At 57.1% G+C, this 15,580-nt stretch carries 15 protein-coding genes; 12 read left to right on the plus strand and 3 right to left on the minus strand.

Annotated elements, in window-relative coordinates:
* Positions 1-156: 156 nt before the first annotated feature.
* The 4 genes from ppiB to purK all read left to right on the plus strand — a co-directional run bounded on the left by ppiB (position 157) and on the right by purK (position 3,129).
* Positions 157-651, plus strand: coding sequence for a peptidylprolyl isomerase B (gene ppiB, locus ACCW76_RS17120; RefSeq protein WP_034828227.1), 495 nt, complete (start codon positions 157-159; stop codon positions 649-651).
* Positions 651-1,367, plus strand: a complete 717-nt coding sequence (gene lpxH, locus ACCW76_RS17125) for a UDP-2,3-diacylglucosamine diphosphatase (protein ID WP_436339399.1) — start codon at positions 651-653, stop codon at positions 1,365-1,367. Before ppiB ends, lpxH begins: the two co-directional genes overlap by 1 nt.
* 191 nt (positions 1,368-1,558) lie before the next feature.
* Positions 1,559-2,068, plus strand: a complete 510-nt coding sequence (gene purE, locus ACCW76_RS17130) for a 5-(carboxyamino)imidazole ribonucleotide mutase (protein WP_038648460.1) — start codon at positions 1,559-1,561, stop codon at positions 2,066-2,068.
* Entirely contained in the window at positions 2,065-3,129 is a 1,065-nt protein-coding gene (gene purK / locus ACCW76_RS17135; RefSeq protein ID WP_436339401.1) for a 5-(carboxyamino)imidazole ribonucleotide synthase, read from the plus strand. Before purE ends, purK begins: the two co-directional genes overlap by 4 nt.
* 143 nt (positions 3,130-3,272) lie before the next feature.
* Here the strand turns inward: purK and ybbP are convergent, their stop codons facing one another.
* Positions 3,273-5,690, minus strand: a complete 2,418-nt coding sequence (ybbP, locus tag ACCW76_RS17140) for a putative ABC transporter permease subunit YbbP (RefSeq protein ID WP_436339403.1) — start codon at positions 5,688-5,690, stop codon at positions 3,273-3,275.
* Complete coding sequence (ybbA, locus tag ACCW76_RS17145) at positions 5,687-6,373, minus strand: putative ABC transporter ATP-binding protein YbbA (protein ID WP_045833127.1); 687 nt, start codon at positions 6,371-6,373, stop codon at positions 5,687-5,689. Before ybbA ends, ybbP begins: the two co-directional genes overlap by 4 nt.
* Here ybbA and tesA point away from each other — a divergent pair.
* The 6 genes from tesA (at position 6,341) to ACCW76_RS17175 (ending at position 11,502) form a co-directional block, all read left to right on the plus strand.
* Positions 6,341-6,967: a multifunctional acyl-CoA thioesterase I/protease I/lysophospholipase L1 gene (tesA, locus tag ACCW76_RS17150; RefSeq protein WP_436339405.1), complete on the plus strand. Its 627-nt coding sequence runs from the start codon at positions 6,341-6,343 to the stop codon at positions 6,965-6,967. The genes ybbA and tesA overlap by 33 nt on opposite strands.
* Positions 6,968-7,209: 242 nt before the next feature.
* The gene (locus ACCW76_RS17155) at positions 7,210-8,301 is read left to right on the plus strand and encodes an acyltransferase family protein (protein WP_436339406.1); all 1,092 of its coding nucleotides are present in this window, start codon (positions 7,210-7,212) and stop codon (positions 8,299-8,301) included.
* A gap of 57 nt (positions 8,302-8,358) precedes the next feature.
* Positions 8,359-9,132 (plus strand): SDR family oxidoreductase, encoded by a 774-nt coding sequence (locus ACCW76_RS17160; protein ID WP_436339408.1) that lies wholly within the window; start codon positions 8,359-8,361, stop codon positions 9,130-9,132.
* Between the two features lie 79 nt (positions 9,133-9,211).
* Complete coding sequence (locus tag ACCW76_RS17165) at positions 9,212-10,066, plus strand: co-chaperone YbbN (protein ID WP_436339410.1); 855 nt, start codon at positions 9,212-9,214, stop codon at positions 10,064-10,066.
* 63 nt (positions 10,067-10,129) lie between these two features.
* Positions 10,130-11,044 carry an SPFH domain-containing protein gene (locus ACCW76_RS17170; protein ID WP_034828210.1) on the plus strand — a complete coding sequence of 305 codons (915 nt, stop codon included), beginning with the start codon at positions 10,130-10,132 and terminating at the stop codon, positions 11,042-11,044.
* Positions 11,044-11,502 (plus strand): NfeD family protein, encoded by a 459-nt coding sequence (locus tag ACCW76_RS17175; protein WP_045816373.1) that lies wholly within the window; start codon positions 11,044-11,046, stop codon positions 11,500-11,502. The genes ACCW76_RS17170 and ACCW76_RS17175 overlap by 1 nt, the downstream gene beginning before the upstream one ends.
* Here the strand turns inward: ACCW76_RS17175 and cueR are convergent.
* Positions 11,478-11,894 carry a Cu(I)-responsive transcriptional regulator gene (cueR, locus tag ACCW76_RS17180; RefSeq protein WP_045816350.1) on the minus strand — a complete coding sequence of 139 codons (417 nt, stop codon included), beginning with the start codon at positions 11,892-11,894 and terminating at the stop codon, positions 11,478-11,480. The two genes, ACCW76_RS17175 and cueR, sit on opposite strands and share 25 nt — an antisense overlap.
* A 110-nt stretch (positions 11,895-12,004) precedes the next feature.
* Between cueR and copA the strand changes: the two genes are divergently transcribed.
* Together copA and ACCW76_RS17190 are read left to right on the plus strand one after the other, a co-directional pair.
* A complete protein-coding gene (gene copA, locus ACCW76_RS17185) occupies positions 12,005-14,503 on the plus strand; it encodes a copper-exporting P-type ATPase CopA (RefSeq protein ID WP_436339413.1) in 2,499 nt (832 codons plus the stop codon).
* 71 nt (positions 14,504-14,574) lie between these two features.
* Positions 14,575-15,375 carry a TraB/GumN family protein gene (locus ACCW76_RS17190; protein ID WP_045833131.1) on the plus strand — a complete coding sequence of 267 codons (801 nt, stop codon included), beginning with the start codon at positions 14,575-14,577 and terminating at the stop codon, positions 15,373-15,375.
* Positions 15,376-15,580: the final 205 nt, after the last annotated feature.

A 15,580-nucleotide genomic window follows, 5' to 3' on the forward strand; every position in this document is an offset into this window, starting at 1 on the left:
GTATTTTTCTCAGTTGTGCATCGCTCGCTTAGCTTCTGTGGCTGCCTTACTGACGAGCCATCGGAATTTGTGATATAAGAGGCGTCTACAAAAATGCCCCGCCGCTTAGCAGGCGCGGCAGTTGATACTGACGACACCCGTAACAGGACGAATATAATGGTCACTTTCCAGACGAACCATGGCGACATCGTAATCAAAACCTTCGATGACAAAGCGCCGGCTACCGTGAAAAACTTCCTGGACTACTGCCGTGAAGGTTTCTACGACAACACCATCTTCCACCGTGTTATCAACGGTTTCATGATCCAGGGCGGCGGTTTTGAGCCAGGCATGAAGCAGAAAGACACCAAAGAAGACATTCGTAACGAAGCCAACAACGGTCTGAAAAACACCAAAGGTACGCTGGCGATGGCCCGTACTCAGGCGCCACACTCCGCGACTGCACAGTTCTTCATCAACGTCGCAGACAACGACTTCCTGAACTTCCGTGACGAAAGCCTGCAGGGCTGGGGTTACTGCGTGTTCGCTGAAGTGGTTGAAGGCATGGACGTGGTTGAGAAAATCAAAGCGGTGAAAACTGGCCGCAGCGGCATGCATCAGGACGTTCCGGTTGACGACGTTGTCATCCAGAAAGTGACTGTTAGCGAGTAATGTCGCGCACGCTGTTTATCGCAGATTTGCATCTGTGCACAGAAGAACCGGCAATTACTGCCGGTTTTCTGCATTTTTTGCAGGGTGAAGCGCGTGATTGCGATGCGCTTTACATCCTCGGCGATCTGTTTGAAGCCTGGATTGGCGATGACGATCCCAATCCGCTACATAGTGAAATCGCCGCAGCACTAAAAGCCCTGCCGATCCCCACATTCTTCATCCATGGCAATCGAGACTTCCTGCTCGGTAAACGTTTTGCCCGTGCCAGCGGCATGACGCTGCTGCCGGAAGAGCAAGTGCTGAACCTTTACGGCCATCGCGTGCTGATTATGCATGGCGATACCTTGTGTACCGACGATGAAGGCTATCAACGCTTCCGCGCCAAAGTGCATCAGCGCTGGCTGCAACGTCTGTTCCTTACCCTGCCGCTGCGCATCCGCATGCGCATTGCTGCGCGTATGCGCGCCGACAGCAAGCAAGCCAATCAGCATAAGTCGATGAGCATCATGGATGTTAATCAGCAAGCCGTGATCGATACGATGACGCGCCAGAAGGTGCGGATTCTGATTCACGGGCATACCCACCGTCCGGCGGTGCATGAGCTGGTTGTGCAAGGTGAAAGCGCCCAGCGCGTGGTGCTCGGTGCCTGGCATGAAAATGGCTCAATGATTCAGGTTGATGCCGATGGCGTGCAGCTGATCGAATTCCCGTTTTAAAATCGAATCCTGAAATAGTCGGGCGCATTCGTGCTCGACACTCAGCGGGATGAAGTTTCCTCTTCTCGCATCATTGCCCGTTTTCCGGCCACGCAACCGTTTTCCTTGCTCCCTTCTCATGCTATTCTCTGTGCCCTTCTTTACCTGCCCGCCCGGCCAGGTTCGTTTGACTATTCACAGGAGTTGACCGCATGTCATCCAACGCCACCCCGGCTCGTATCGCCATCGTCATGGGTTCTAAAAGTGACTGGGCTACCATGCAGTTCGCCGAGGAAATTCTTAACAGCCTGGATGTTCCGTTCCACGTTGAAGTGGTCTCTGCTCACCGTACGCCAGACAAACTGTTCAGCTTTGCCGAAACCGCCGCAGATAACGGTTTCCACGTGATCATTGCCGGAGCGGGCGGTGCTGCGCATCTGCCGGGCATGATTGCCGCCAAAACCCTGGTACCGGTGCTGGGCGTGCCAGTGCAAAGCGCCGCGCTGAGCGGTGTGGATAGCCTCTACTCCATCGTGCAGATGCCGCGCGGCATTCCTGTCGGCACATTAGCGATCGGTAAAGCCGGTGCGGCTAACGCGGCGCTGCTGGCGGCACAGATTTTGGCGGTGCATGACAAAGAGCTGGCGGCGCGTCTCGCCACCTGGCGTCAAACCCAGACTGACGAAGTGCTGAACAACCCAGATCCACGGGTGGACGCATGAAACCGGTTTGCGTACTCGGCAACGGTCAGTTAGGCCGTATGCTGCGCCAGGCGGGTGAACCGCTGGGCATCGCGGTGTATCCGGTGGGTCTGGATGCCGAACCTTCTGCCCTGCCGATCGCCGAAAGCGTGATCACCGCAGAGATTGAGCGCTGGCCAGAAACTGCGTTAACGCGTGAGCTGGCGTTGCATCCTGCATTTGTGAACCGCGATATCTTCCCGCGTCTGGCCGATCGCCTGACGCAGAAACAATTGCTCGATCAACTGAACCTGGCAACGGCGCCCTGGCAGCTGCTGGCAGCTAAAGCTGAGTGGCCGCAGGTGTTCAGCTCGCTGGGTGAACTGGCGATTGTGAAACGTCGCACCGGCGGTTATGACGGTCGCGGTCAGTGGCGTCTGCGCGCTAACGAAACCGATGCGCTGCCGGATGAGTGCTACGGCGAATGCATCGTGGAGCAGGGCATCAACTTCAGCGGTGAAGTGTCGCTGGTCGGCGCGCGCGGTCAGGATGGCACCACGGTGTTCTATCCGCTGACGCACAACCTGCATCAGGACGGCATTCTGCGCACCAGCGTCGCCTTCCCGCAGGCCGATGCCGCGCAACAGCAGCAGGCGGAAGCGATGCTCAGCGCGATCATGCATGAGCTGAAATATGTCGGTGTGATGGCGATGGAGTGTTTTATCACGCCAGAAGGCCTGCTGATCAACGAACTGGCCCCGCGCGTGCACAACAGCGGTCACTGGACGCAGAACGGCGCGTCGATCAGCCAGTTTGAGCTGCATCTGCGTGCGGTGCTCGGTTTAGCGCTGCCGAAGCCGGTCGTGTTTGCGCCATCGGTGATGGTGAACCTGATTGGCACCGACGTGAATGCTAACTGGCTGCAACAGTCGCTGGTGCATCTGCACTGGTACGACAAAGAAGTGCGTCCGGGCCGTAAGGTTGGGCACTTAAATCTCACCGATAGCGATCAGGCACGCCTCGCGACGGCGCTGAACGCGCTGGTGCCGCTGCTGCCGGAAGAGTACGCCAGCGGAATTGCCTGGGCGGTTGGGAAGCTGTAAATGAAAAAGGCCGCGCAAGCGGCCTTTGATTTGTGCTGTTTGTTCAGGCGCGAATAAATGCGCACCTTACGAACGAATGCCGCCTGCCGCTCCCCAACAGATTCGTTCCCATTGTAGGGGCGGCATTGATGCCGCCCATTCCCTTAAGCTGCTTCAAACCGCCTGAACAGCGCCTTGCCTTTCAGCAGTCGCACGCCCAGCCAACCGCCGCACAGCGACAACAGCAGCGCGCCGCAAATCGGTAATGCCATCCACAGCGTCCAGTCTGGCTCCCAGGGGAAGTCAAAAATCTTACGCTGCAAGCCCCATAGCGCCGCTTCTGCGCCCAGTGCCGCCGCAATCCCCGACACCACGCCGAGCAACGCAAACTCACACCACAGCGTGCCGCGCAGCAGCCGTTTACTCGCACCCAGCGTGCGGTACACCACCAGCTCTTGTCTGCGCTGACGCATTCCCACCTGAATCTGCGCCAGCAGCAGCAACACGCCGCATATCGTCACCAGCACCACCATGATCTCCAGTGCCTGACTGACCTGTGCCAGCACCTGACCAATCTGCTTCAGCATGCTGCCAACATCCAGCAAGCTCAGCGTCGGGAAGGCACGATTGAGTTGCGCCAGCAGCGCCGGATTACTGTCCATGCGGAAGCTGGTGAGCCAGGTTTGCGGCTGTTGATCCAGTGCGCCCGGCGGGAAGATAAAGAAGAAGTTCGGCCGCAGGCTCTCCCAGTCCACTTTGCGCAGGCTGGTGATTTTGGCGCTGAACTGCTGGGTATCACCGCTGAAGGTCAGCGTATCGCCGAGCTTCAGGCCAAGACGATCCGCCAGCTCCACTTCCATCGACACTTCCCCGGCTTTCGGCGGCCAGCTTCCGGCCAGCAGCGGATTGTGATCCGGTCGATCCGCCTGCCATGTCAGATTCAGTTCGCGGTTCAGCGCGTTATCCATCTTCGGATCGGCTTCTTTGCCGTTCAGTTCGGTCAGACGCGCACGCACAATCGGATAGTAGGATTCCGGTTTAACCTTATGTTGATTGAGGAAGTCACGCACCTGCGGCACCTGTTCCTGCGTCATGTTGAGCAGGAAGTAGTTCGGCGCATCCGGCGGTAACTGCTGCTGCCAGCGATCCAAAAGATCGCCGCGCATCACCAGCAACAGCGCCAGCAGCATAAAGGAGAGCGAAAATGCCGCCAGCTGGCTCAGTGTCATCACCGGCTGTCGTAGCAGACGATTGATCGCCAGACGCATCGCCAGATTGCGCACCACCAGCTTACGCAGCAGCAACAATGTACCCCAGCCGAGCAGTGACAGCAGCAGCGCCAGCATCACCACGCCCGCCAGCAGCGCCCACAACATTTTGCTGCCGCCCATCAATAACGCCAGCAGGCCAACCACCACCAGCGCCATGGCGGGCAGATAAAACCGCAGCGGCCAGACATTGGCCACCGCATCACGCCGGAGCACACGCAACGGCTGAGTCGCCATCAGCAGGCGATACGGTCGCAATCCCACCAGCAGCGAAATGACAAACATCGCGCCAATCGCCCATAACCACGGCCAGAAACTGGCTGCAGGCAAGGCGGCGGGCAGCACCGGCTTAAGCATCGCCAGCAGGATGATCTCAATCCCCTGCCCCAGCACGCTGCCCGCTATCGCCGCCAGCAGCAGCACCGCCAGCCACTGGCCGATGATCAACCGTTGTAAGGCTTTACGCGTGGCGCCCAGCGTTTTCAGCACTGCCACCAAATCGTAGCGGCTGCGGCAGTAATGGCTCATTGCTACCGCCACGGCCGCAATCGCCAGCATCAGCGTCAGCAGTGCCGATAACAGGAGGAATTGCTGCGCACGCTGCATCGATCGGCCCAGTGCATCTTCCGAGTTCTCGACGCTGATCCAGCGCTCACCGGCTTTCAACTGCGGCTGGATCCAACTGTCATAACGCGCCAGCGGAGCCGGATCGCCAGAGAATTTGTAGCGCCAGCTGAGCCGACTGCCAGGCTGGATGGCACCGGTTTTATCAACATCCGCGAGGTTCATCAGCAGGCGTGGCGCCGTCTGGAACGGATTGAAGCCGCCATCCGGCTCCTGAATCACCTCACCCGCGATGCGCAGCGTGGTATCCCCCACATCGACGTTATCGCCGACTTTCAGATTAAGCAGCGCCAGCAAGCGCGGCGCGGCCAGCACCGTGCCCGCTTGCGGTTTTAATCCCGGCGGATCGGTCTGCAAGGTGCCGAACATCGGATAGGCATCGTCCACCGCTTTCACATCCGCTAACTGCGGCGTCTGATCGGCGAAAGTCATGGTCATAAAGCTGAGCTGACGACTGACGGAGAGCCCTTCATCACGCGCTTGATTCAGCCAGGCTTCCGGCGCGGGCGCGCTGCTGCGCAGAGTACGATCGCCCGCCATAAAATCACGGCTCTGCTGGCTCAGCCCTTTTTCCATCCGATCGCTGATCGAGCCCAGCGCCAGCACGCAGGCCACCGCCAATGTCAGCGCCAGCCAAACAATCAACAGTGAGGGCGAACGCCATTCACGCCAGAACCAGCGCCAAATCATGTCTCCTCCCACAGCTTGCCGTCGCGCAGGCGCAGCCGACGATCGCAGCGCGCCGCCAGTTGCTCATCGTGCGTCACCAGAATCAGCGTGGTGGCGAAATCGCGGTTGAGGGAGAAAAGCAGGTCGGCGATGCGATCGCCGGTTTTGCGATCCAGGTTGCCAGTCGGTTCATCGGCGAACAGTAAACCAGGGCGGCCGCTAAACGCGCGAGCCAGCGCCACACGCTGCTGCTCGCCACCGGAAAGCTGCGCGGGCAGATGATGCAGACGATCTTTCAGGCCAAGCTGCGTTAGTAGATCAACAGATTGCGCGCGGCTGTCGCGATCGCTGTCACCGCGCAGCAAAGCAGGCAGCTGGACGTTTTCCAGCGCGTTGAGCGTCGGTACCAGCATAAAGGACTGGAACACAAAGCCCACTTCCCGTGCGCGCAACGCGGCACGTTGCTCTTCGTTCATGTTATGCAGCGGCTGGCCGAGCAGATTGACCTCGCCGCTGCTGCCATCGTCCAGCCCGGCCAGAATGCCCAGCAATGTGGATTTGCCGGAACCCGATTCGCCGATCAGCGCGATGGTCTCAGCTGGTTTGACAACCAGCTCAACTCCGGTAAGGATGGTCAGCTGATGCTCTCCCTGACCGACGGACTTAGTAAGATGATGAACTGCAACAATGTTTTCCGCTGGCATTATCCCTTCCTGTTGTTATTGCTTCTGCTGGTGTCCCGTATCGCCGCCGCCGATACCTTGCTGGTATTGGGTGACAGCCTGAGCGCCGGGTACCGCATGTCCGCCACCGCGGCATGGCCCAGCCTGCTCAATAAAACCTGGCAACAGCAGCCCCAGATTATTAACGCCAGCATCAGCGGAGACACCGCAGGACAAGGGCTGGCGCGTTTGCCTGGCCTATTAAAACAGCATCAACCCCGTTGGGTGTTAATCGAATTGGGCGGTAACGATGGCTTGCGCGGCTTCCCGCCTGCCAATATCGCGCAGGATCTGAGTAAAGTGATCGACGAAGTCAAAGCCGCCAACGCGCAGCCGCTGCTGATGCAAATTCGTTTACCTGCTAATTATGGACGTCGTTATACGGAGGCGTTTAGCGCGATTTATCCGCAGCTGGCACAGCAGTACAACATTCCTCTGGTGCCCTTCTTTATGGAGCAGGTCTATCTGAAGCCGGAATGGATGCAGCAGGACGGTATTCACCCCAATCCGGATGCACAGCCGTTTATTGCCAACCTGATGGCTAACGAACTGGCTCCGCTAGTAAAGCAGAATTAATGCCGGCGTGTGATTTTAAACAGGTAAAGAAATGCAAACCCAGGCAACGACTGCATTAAAAACCTTTTACGCGCATCAGGTCTACCGATGCGCAACATCACACATCTTACTTAAATCAAATAAATATTAACAAATTCCTTTCACTCTTAACTTTTCGTGGTCACACCCTTAACGCAATGATATAAAAGGACACAATTTAAGCCGCCTACTTGCGGCTGGCTACCACAGTTAAGAAAAATTAAATGAATGCGAGTTATTTCAAGAGTGTGCACGCGCTCAGGGGATTAGCTGCCCTCAGCGTGATGTTTTTCCATTTCCGCTGGAACATTAATGCAGAGTCGCCTGGGTTAGGAGATGCATTATTTGGTTGGGGGGCTACCGGTGTTGACCTGTTTTTCCTGATTAGCGGCTTTGTGATTGTTTTAACCTTAAAAACAACACCCGCTACGTTTTCGGGTACTGTGCATTTTTTAAAGCGCCGCCTCTTCCGTATATTACCGGCGTACTACATTATTCTGATTGTTACCTTTCTGCTCTCTGGTGCTATGAGCACCTTCCACTATGCGGATAAAACCCAGAATCTGATAAGCGCACTCACCTTTCAGCCGATATATCCTGATCACGGTCCTTTTTATGTGGATGACAGTGGCATGTATGGCATTCGCTGGACCCTCAATTATGAACTCTACTTTTATCTTGCAGTCGGATTGCTTCTGGGATTACCACGTCGAGCTTTAGCCATCGCAATTTGGTTCGTCTTAACACTGTTCGCCATCCCCTGGCTTGCCGGGAAAGACTTGAGCCTGGCAGAACAAGGTTATGAGCTCGGCAGTGCACAGCTAAACCTTGTGACCAATCCGATGATTTTATTGTTCCTGGTCGGCATGCTCATTGGGCTAAGTGTACCGCTGCTGCGTAAACTCAACGCTCACCTGATGCTGATCATGTTTACTGCTTCGGTAGTCATGATGGTTGCGCTTTTTAGCCATGGGCTGTTTGTCGGGCATGGCTTAACCGGCTCAGGATGGATTTATGCACTTATTCTCTTATTCGCCATTGCTTCAGAAGAGAGAATTGGGAAGCTTATCCCACGCGCATGGCTGAAGTTAGGTGATATCTCATTTTCACTTTATCTCGTACACACCTTAATGAATGAAGGGCTAGGTAAACGTTTGAATGGTCTGGGGATTGAAGATGGGCCTTTGCGATTTTGTATCTCGGTCGTCCTCTCATTACTACTGGCATGGCTGGCATGGAAGTACATAGAAAGGCCATTCAACGCACTCAGCAAACCACGCGCTGAAGCATCCGGGTTGGCCATAACTAAAGGTTGACGCCAGTAGTACAAATCACTGAATCTGTTATCAATCTCAAACAGCCTTACAGTGATTATGCAAAAAAATATCCTCATCACCGGCTGCTCCAGCGGTATTGGCTTAGCGGCCGCCAACGATCTGCAATCTCGCGGCTATCGCGTGATTGCTGCCTGCCGTCGTGCGGAAGATGTGGCGCGCATGGAAGCCCTGGGCTTTATTGGCGTCCAGCTCGACCTTGATGATGCCGCCAGCGTGGATGCCGCCGCTGAGCGCATACTGGCGTTGTGCGAGCATCGCCTGCACGGCTTGTTTAACAACGGCGGCTTTGGTCAATATGGCCCACTGAGCAGCGTGTCGCGCGCGCAGCTGGAAAAACAGTTCTCCACTAACCTCTTCGGCACCCACCAACTGACAATGCGTTTGCTGCCTGCGCTGCAAGCCAGCGGTAATGGGCGTATTATTAATACCAGCTCGGTGCTGGGGCTGATCTCCACGCCCGGACGCGGCGCCTACGCCGCCAGTAAATGGGCATTGGAAGCCTGGAGCGATGCACTGCGCATGGAAGTTCGCGATAGCGGTGTGCGCGTGAGTTTGATCGAGCCCGGGCCAATTGCCACGCGTTTCACCGACAATGTGCATCAGGGCGAGCAGGATAAACCAGTGCGTAATCCGGGCATTGCCGCACGTTTCACCCTGCCACCGGAAGCCATTTTGCCCAAATTGCGCCACGCGCTGGAAAGCAAACACCCGCGCCTGCGTTATCCGGTGACGCTGGTCGCATGGGTGATGAGCCTGCTGAAACGCCTGTTACCCGGCTGGATGCTGGATCGCATCTTGCGCAGCAACTAAGCTGCAAGCCAGATTTGAACTTGAACACGGGCAGCTTGCCCCCATATTCTCAACACACTTTCTGCAAAGAGACGTATTCATGTCACACGCTTTGATTATCGACATCAACGAATCCAACCTGCACCAGACGCTGGAACAATCCACGCAGATGCCGGTGCTGTTCTACTTCTGGTCCGATCGCAGCCAACACTGTCAGGAGCTGACGCCGGTGCTGGAGCGTCTGGCACAGGAGTATGCGGGTCAGTTCATTTTGGCCAAACTGGATTGCGATAACGAGCAGATGGTGGCATCGCAGTTTGGTCTGCGCTCCATTCCAACCGTGTATCTGTTCCAGAATGGACAGCCGGTAGATGGCTTCCAGGGCCCGCAGCCGGAAGAAGCGATCCGTGCACTGCTGCAAAAAGTGCTGCCGCGTGAAGAAGAGATTAAAACCCATCAGGCGATGCAGTTGATGGAAGAAGGCAAACCGCTGGATGCACTGCCGCTGCTGAAAGATGCCTGGCAGTTGAGCAACCAAAACAGTGAAATTGGCTTCCTGCTGGCAGAAGTGTTGATCACTCTGAACCGCAGCGATGAAGCCGAAGCGGTACTGGCGGTGGTACCCTTACAGGATCAGGATACCCGCTATCAGAGCCTGGTTTCGCAAATCGAACTGCTAAAACAAGCTGCGGATACCCCAGAGATCCAGCAATTGCAGGAACAGCTGGCCAGTGAGCCCGCGAATGCGGAGCTGGCTGCTAAACTTGCTTTACAGCTGCATCAGGTGGGCCGCAACGAAGAAGCACTGGATCTGTTGTTCAGCTTCCTGAAGAGCGATCTCAGTGCGGGCGAAGGTCAGGTGCGCAAAATGTTCCAGGAAATTTTGGCTGCGCTCGGCACAGGCGATGCACTCGCTACGCGCTATCGTCGCCAGATGTATTCGCTGCTGTACTGATCGGTACCGCACGTGCAACGGGCCGAACGACTCGGCCCGACAATCTGACAACCCGGAGGTTATATGTTGACTGTGATTCCCGTCATTATCGTGCTTGCGCTCGTTACCGTGTGGGCCGGTGTAAAAATCGTGCCACAAGGCTATCAGTGGACGGTAGAACGTTTTGGCCGTTACACTAAAACCCTGCCACCCGGCCTGAGTTTGATCGTCCCGTTCATGGATCGTATTGGTCGCAAGATCAATATGATGGAACAAGTCCTCGATATTCCCTCGCAAGAAATCATTTCCAAAGATAACGCTAACGTCACCATTGATGCTGTGTGCTTCATTCAGGTGGTTGATCCTGCACGCGCGGCCTATGAAGTCAGCAATCTTGAGCTGTCGATCCTCAATCTGACCATGACTAATATCCGTACTGTCCTCGGTAGCATGGAATTGGATGAGATGCTGTCGCAGCGCGATAACATCAATACCCGCTTGCTGCACATCGTCGATGAAGCCACCAATCCGTGGGGCGTGAAGATCACCCGTATCGAAATCCGTGACGTGCGTCCGCCGCAGGAACTGATCGCCGCGATGAACGCGCAGATGAAGGCCGAGCGTACCAAGCGTGCCGACATTCTTACCGCAGAAGGCGTACGCCAGGCGGCGATTTTACGCGCCGAAGGGGACAAGCAGTCGCAGATTTTAAAAGCCGAAGGTGAACGAACCTCCGCCTTCCTGCAGGCCGAAGCGCGTGAACGCCAGGCGCAGGCCGAAGCCAACGCCACGCGTGCCGTATCGGAGGCGATCGCGGCAGGCGACATTCAGGCGGTGAACTACTTTGTGGCGCAGAAATATACTGATGCGCTACAGAAGATCGGTGAATCTCATAACAGCAAAGTGGTGATGATGCCGCTGGATGCCAGCAGTTTGCTGGGTTCCATTGCCGGGATCGGTGAATTGCTGAAGGAGAGCCGTCAGGAGCGTAAACCGTGATCCTGATGGAACTGATTGCCCATCCGCACTGGTTCTGGCTGACGCTAGGCGGCTTGCTGCTGGCGGCTGAAATGCTGGGTACCAGCGGCTATCTGCTGTGGAGTGGATTAGCGGCGGTGCTGGTCGGCCTGATCGAATGGCTGTTCCCGTTCTCGTGGACGCATCAGGGCATTTTGTTCGCGGTGCTGACGTTGCTGTGCGTCTACTTCTGGTATCGCTGGATGCGCTACCGTGAGGTTTCACAGCAGCCGAACACTTTGAATCAACGCGGATCGCAGATGATCGGGATGCACCTGACCCTGGATACCACGCTCAGAGAGGGTTTAGGTCATGTGCGCATTGGCGACAGCAGCTGGCGCGTGCAGGCTAAAGAAGATTTGCCTGCCGGAACACCCGTGATCGTCACCGGTGTGGTGGGTATCACACTGTTGATTCAGCCGCGCTTTCCTTCACCCTGATGGCAGCAGCCCGCCAGATGATTGATGATCGGGCATTCAGCACTGTCATCGCCGGGGCAGGCTTCAGCAAGTTCCAGCAATCGCGCGCGCATCGCATGCAATTCTTCGATGTGCGCAGCGATTTCATCCGCTTTCTGCAAGGTGCGCGCTTTGACATCCGCGCTGTGGCGAGCGGGATCGTTGAACAGGGTCACCAGCTCGCGGCACTCGTCCAGGGTAAAGCCAACCTGGCGCGCCTGACGCAGTAGATTCAGCTCATCAATATGATGCGCGGCATAGCTGCGATAACCATTGTGACTGCGCAACGGCGGCGTCACCACGCCCTTCTCTTCATAAAAACGGATCGCCTTGCTGGTTAGCCCGGTTTTTTTTGCCACATCGCTGATGTTCATCTTTTGTCTTCACCTCATGACCGCTTGACCTTCCCCTGAATGGAAGGTTTAGGCTCTATAACTAATGCAAAGTTTGCAGACAGTCAAACCTCTCGTTTAAGGAGTTTAAGATGTCACACACACAATTACTGGCGCTGGACGGTTTGTCCTGTGGCCACTGCGTAAAACGGGTCAAAGAAGCGCTGGAGCAGCGCGACGATGTGGAACAAGCGGACGTCACGCAGCAGGAAGCGCGCGTTACCGGTGCGGCCAGCGCCAGCGATCTGATTGCAACCGTTGAACAAGCCGGCTATCACGCGGCGGTGAAAGACAGCCCAAAGCCTGAGCCGTTGACAGCAACAGAGCCGCCGCCGGAGGCGCTGACAACGGAGTCGCAACCGGCAGAAGAAAACCTTCCTGTTCACCATTTGCTGATCAGCGGCATGAGCTGTGCCAGCTGCGTGGGCCGTGTGGAACAGGCGCTGCAAAACGTGCCCGGCGTGAGTCAGGCACGCGTCAACCTGGGTGAGCGTAGCGCACTGGTATTGGGCAATGCGTCTGCCGAAGCGCTGATGAGTGCCGTGGATCAAGCAGGCTACGCCGCTGAAGCTATCGACGATGAACAAACCCGACGCGAACGCCAGCAAAGCAGCGCACAGCAGGCGATGCGCCACTTTAGCTGGCAGGCGGCATTGGCGCTGTTGCTCGGCGTGCCCATGATGATCTGGGGCATGCTCGGCGACAATATGATGCTGAGTGACGCCAACCAAACGTTATGGCGCACACTCGGCGTTATCACCTTGCTGGTGATGGTGATCGCCGGCGGTCATTTCTATCGCAGTGCGTGGCGCAGCTTACGTCACGGCACCGCCACCATGGATACGCTGGTGGCCCTCGGCACTGGCGCCGCATGGATCTACTCGATGAGCGTGGCGCTGTGGCCAGAATTTTTCCCGATGCAGGCGCGACATCTCTATTTTGAAGCCAGCGTGATGATCGTCGGTTTGATTAACCTCGGCCATGCGCTGGAACAGCGAGCACGCCAGCGGGCATCCAAAGCCCTGGAACGTCTGTTGGATCTTACCCCTGCTCAGGCGCGTGTGATCGGTGAACAGGGCGAAACGCTGGTGCCGTTGAGCGAGGTCCAGCCCGGCATGCTGCTGAAGCTGGTCACCGGCGATCGCGTACCGGTGGATGGCGAAGTCGATAGCGGCGAAGCCTGGCTTGATGAAGCGATGTTAACCGGTGAAGCGGTGCCGCAGGTGAAACAGCCCGGCGATAAAGTCTATGCTGGAACGCTGGTGCAGGATGGCACGCTGCGCTTTGTGGCGCGCGCCACCGGCAGCCATACCACGCTGGCGCGTATCATCAATCTGGTGCGCCAGGCACAAAGCAGCAAACCGGACATTGGCCGCCTGGCCGATCGCATCTCAGCGGTGTTTGTGCCGGTGGTGGTGGCGATTGCGCTGCTGGCCGGTCTGGTGTGGTTTCTGGTCGGCCCGCAGCCGCAGCTCGCCTACACGCTGGTGATCGTTACGACGGTGTTGATTATCGCCTGTCCTTGCGCACTGGGGCTGGCGACGCCGATGTCGGTGATTGCCGGGGTGGGTCGCGCGGCAGAACTTGGCGTGCTGGTGCGTGATGCTGATGCGCTGCAGCGTGCCAGCGAAGTCGATACCATCGTGTTTGATAAAACCGGCACGCTGACGCGCGGCACGCCTCAGGTGAGCGATGTGCTGGTGTATGGCGACTGGAATCGCCAGCAGGTGCTGAGCGCTGCGGCGCAGCTGGAACAAGGTTCGAACCATCCGCTGGCGAAAGCGATTTTGGCGGCAGCACCCGATCTTAGCGATGAGCCGACTAAGCAATTTCGTACAATACGCGGCAAAGGCGTGAGCGCTAAAGTCGCGGGCAGAACGCTGCTGCTCGGCAATCAGGCTCTGCTGGATGAACAACAGATTGATTACCGCGCCGCACAAGAAGATATCGACCGTTTCGCCGCGCAAGGCACGACGCCGGTGCTGCTGGCCGATCAGCGTCAGTTGCTAGGCTTGATCGCCCTGCGTGACAGCCTGCGCCCGGAAAGCGCGGAGGCGTTACAGCGCCTGCACCAGTTGGGCTATCGGTTAATCATGTTGACCGGCGATCACCAGAAAACCGCGCAGGTAATCGCTGCCGAAGCCGGTATTGATGAAGTGATTGCGGGCGTGCTGCCCGAAGGCAAGGCGCAGGCGATCGCGCAGTTGCAGCAGCAGGGGCGTAAAGTGGTGATGGTCGGTGATGGCATCAATGATGCCCCGGCGCTGGCGCAGGCCGATGTCGGCATTGCGATGGGTGGCGGCAGCGATGTGGCCGTCGAAACCGCCGCCATGACGTTGATGCGCAACGATCTGCACTGTGTTGCCGATGCGCTGGCGATGGCAGGCGCGACACTGCGTAATATGCGTCAGAACTTGCTCGGGGCTTTTGTGTATAACAGCCTGGGAATTCCGATTGCGGCGGGCGTGCTCTACCCGTTCACCGGCTTGCTGCTTAGCCCGATCGTGGCGGGCGCGGCGATGGCGCTATCTTCGATTACCGTGGTGAGTAACGCGAATCGTTTGTTGCGCTTTAAGCCAGCAAAACGCTAATCGCCCTCTCTGCCCTGTTTTTCGCTGACTGAAATCGCTAGCATGGATTTTTGACTTCAAAAGGACAGGGCATGAGACGCAGTCTGTGGCACAGCTTCCAGCAGATGGCCGCCAGCCTCTTACCGGCGCGATATACCTGGCCGGCAATGGATATCAAATTGGGCGATCGACGCCTGCATCTGGCGGGCAGTATTCATATGGGCACGCGCGATATGCAGCCGTTGCCAGCGGGCCTGTTGCGCCAGTTGAGTCGCGCCGATGCGCTGATTGTCGAGGCGGATATCACTCAGGGCGCATCGCCCTTCACCCATGACGATGCCTGTCCGCCGTTGGCGATGCGTCTGGACGCAGAGGTGTTGCAGCGGCTGGATGTCCTGTGCGATGAGCTTTCACTTTCCATGGCGGTGTTCGATACGTTGCCGTTCTGGCAAATCGCTTTGATGCTGCAGGCGCAACAGGCGCAGCGTCTGGGGCTGCGACCGCAATATGGCATAGATTACCAGTTGCTGATGGCGGCGAAATCGGCCAATAAGCGCATCATTGAACTGGAAGGCCCGGAAACCCAGATCGCGCTGCTGAAATCGCTACCGCAGGAGGGCTTATCGCTGTTACTGGATACGCTGGAGCATTGGCACACCAACGCCCGCCTGCTGCAAACCATGATCAGCTGGTGGCTGGATGCACCGCCCACGCAGCAACCGGTGGCCCTGCCGACCACCTTTAGCAGCGATCTCAATGACACGCTGATGCGTAATCGTAATCAGCACTGGCGCGAGCTATTGCAGGCCTTGCCAAAAGGCCGTTATGTGGTGGCTGTGGGTGCACTGCATCTATATGGCGAGGATAACCTGCCAGGATTGTTGAAGTCGTAACAAGTGCAGTCACCGCAAGACCTTATGCATCCTCAAGTCCTGAAAGTCATCTGGTCGATGACGTGCGTATGTCTGATTGCGCAGTAATGTGCATTGGCGGATGCGCGGCGGAGGGTTGGCTCAGCGGATGAGCAGTGAGCAGTGAGCAGTGAGCAGTGAGCAGTGAGCAGTGAGCAGTGAGCAGTGAGCAGTGAGCAGTGAGCAG

The sequence above is a fragment of the Pantoea sp. C8B4 genome (assembly GCF_051336905.1).
Taxonomy (GTDB): domain Bacteria; phylum Pseudomonadota; class Gammaproteobacteria; order Enterobacterales; family Enterobacteriaceae; genus Pantoea; species Pantoea rwandensis_B.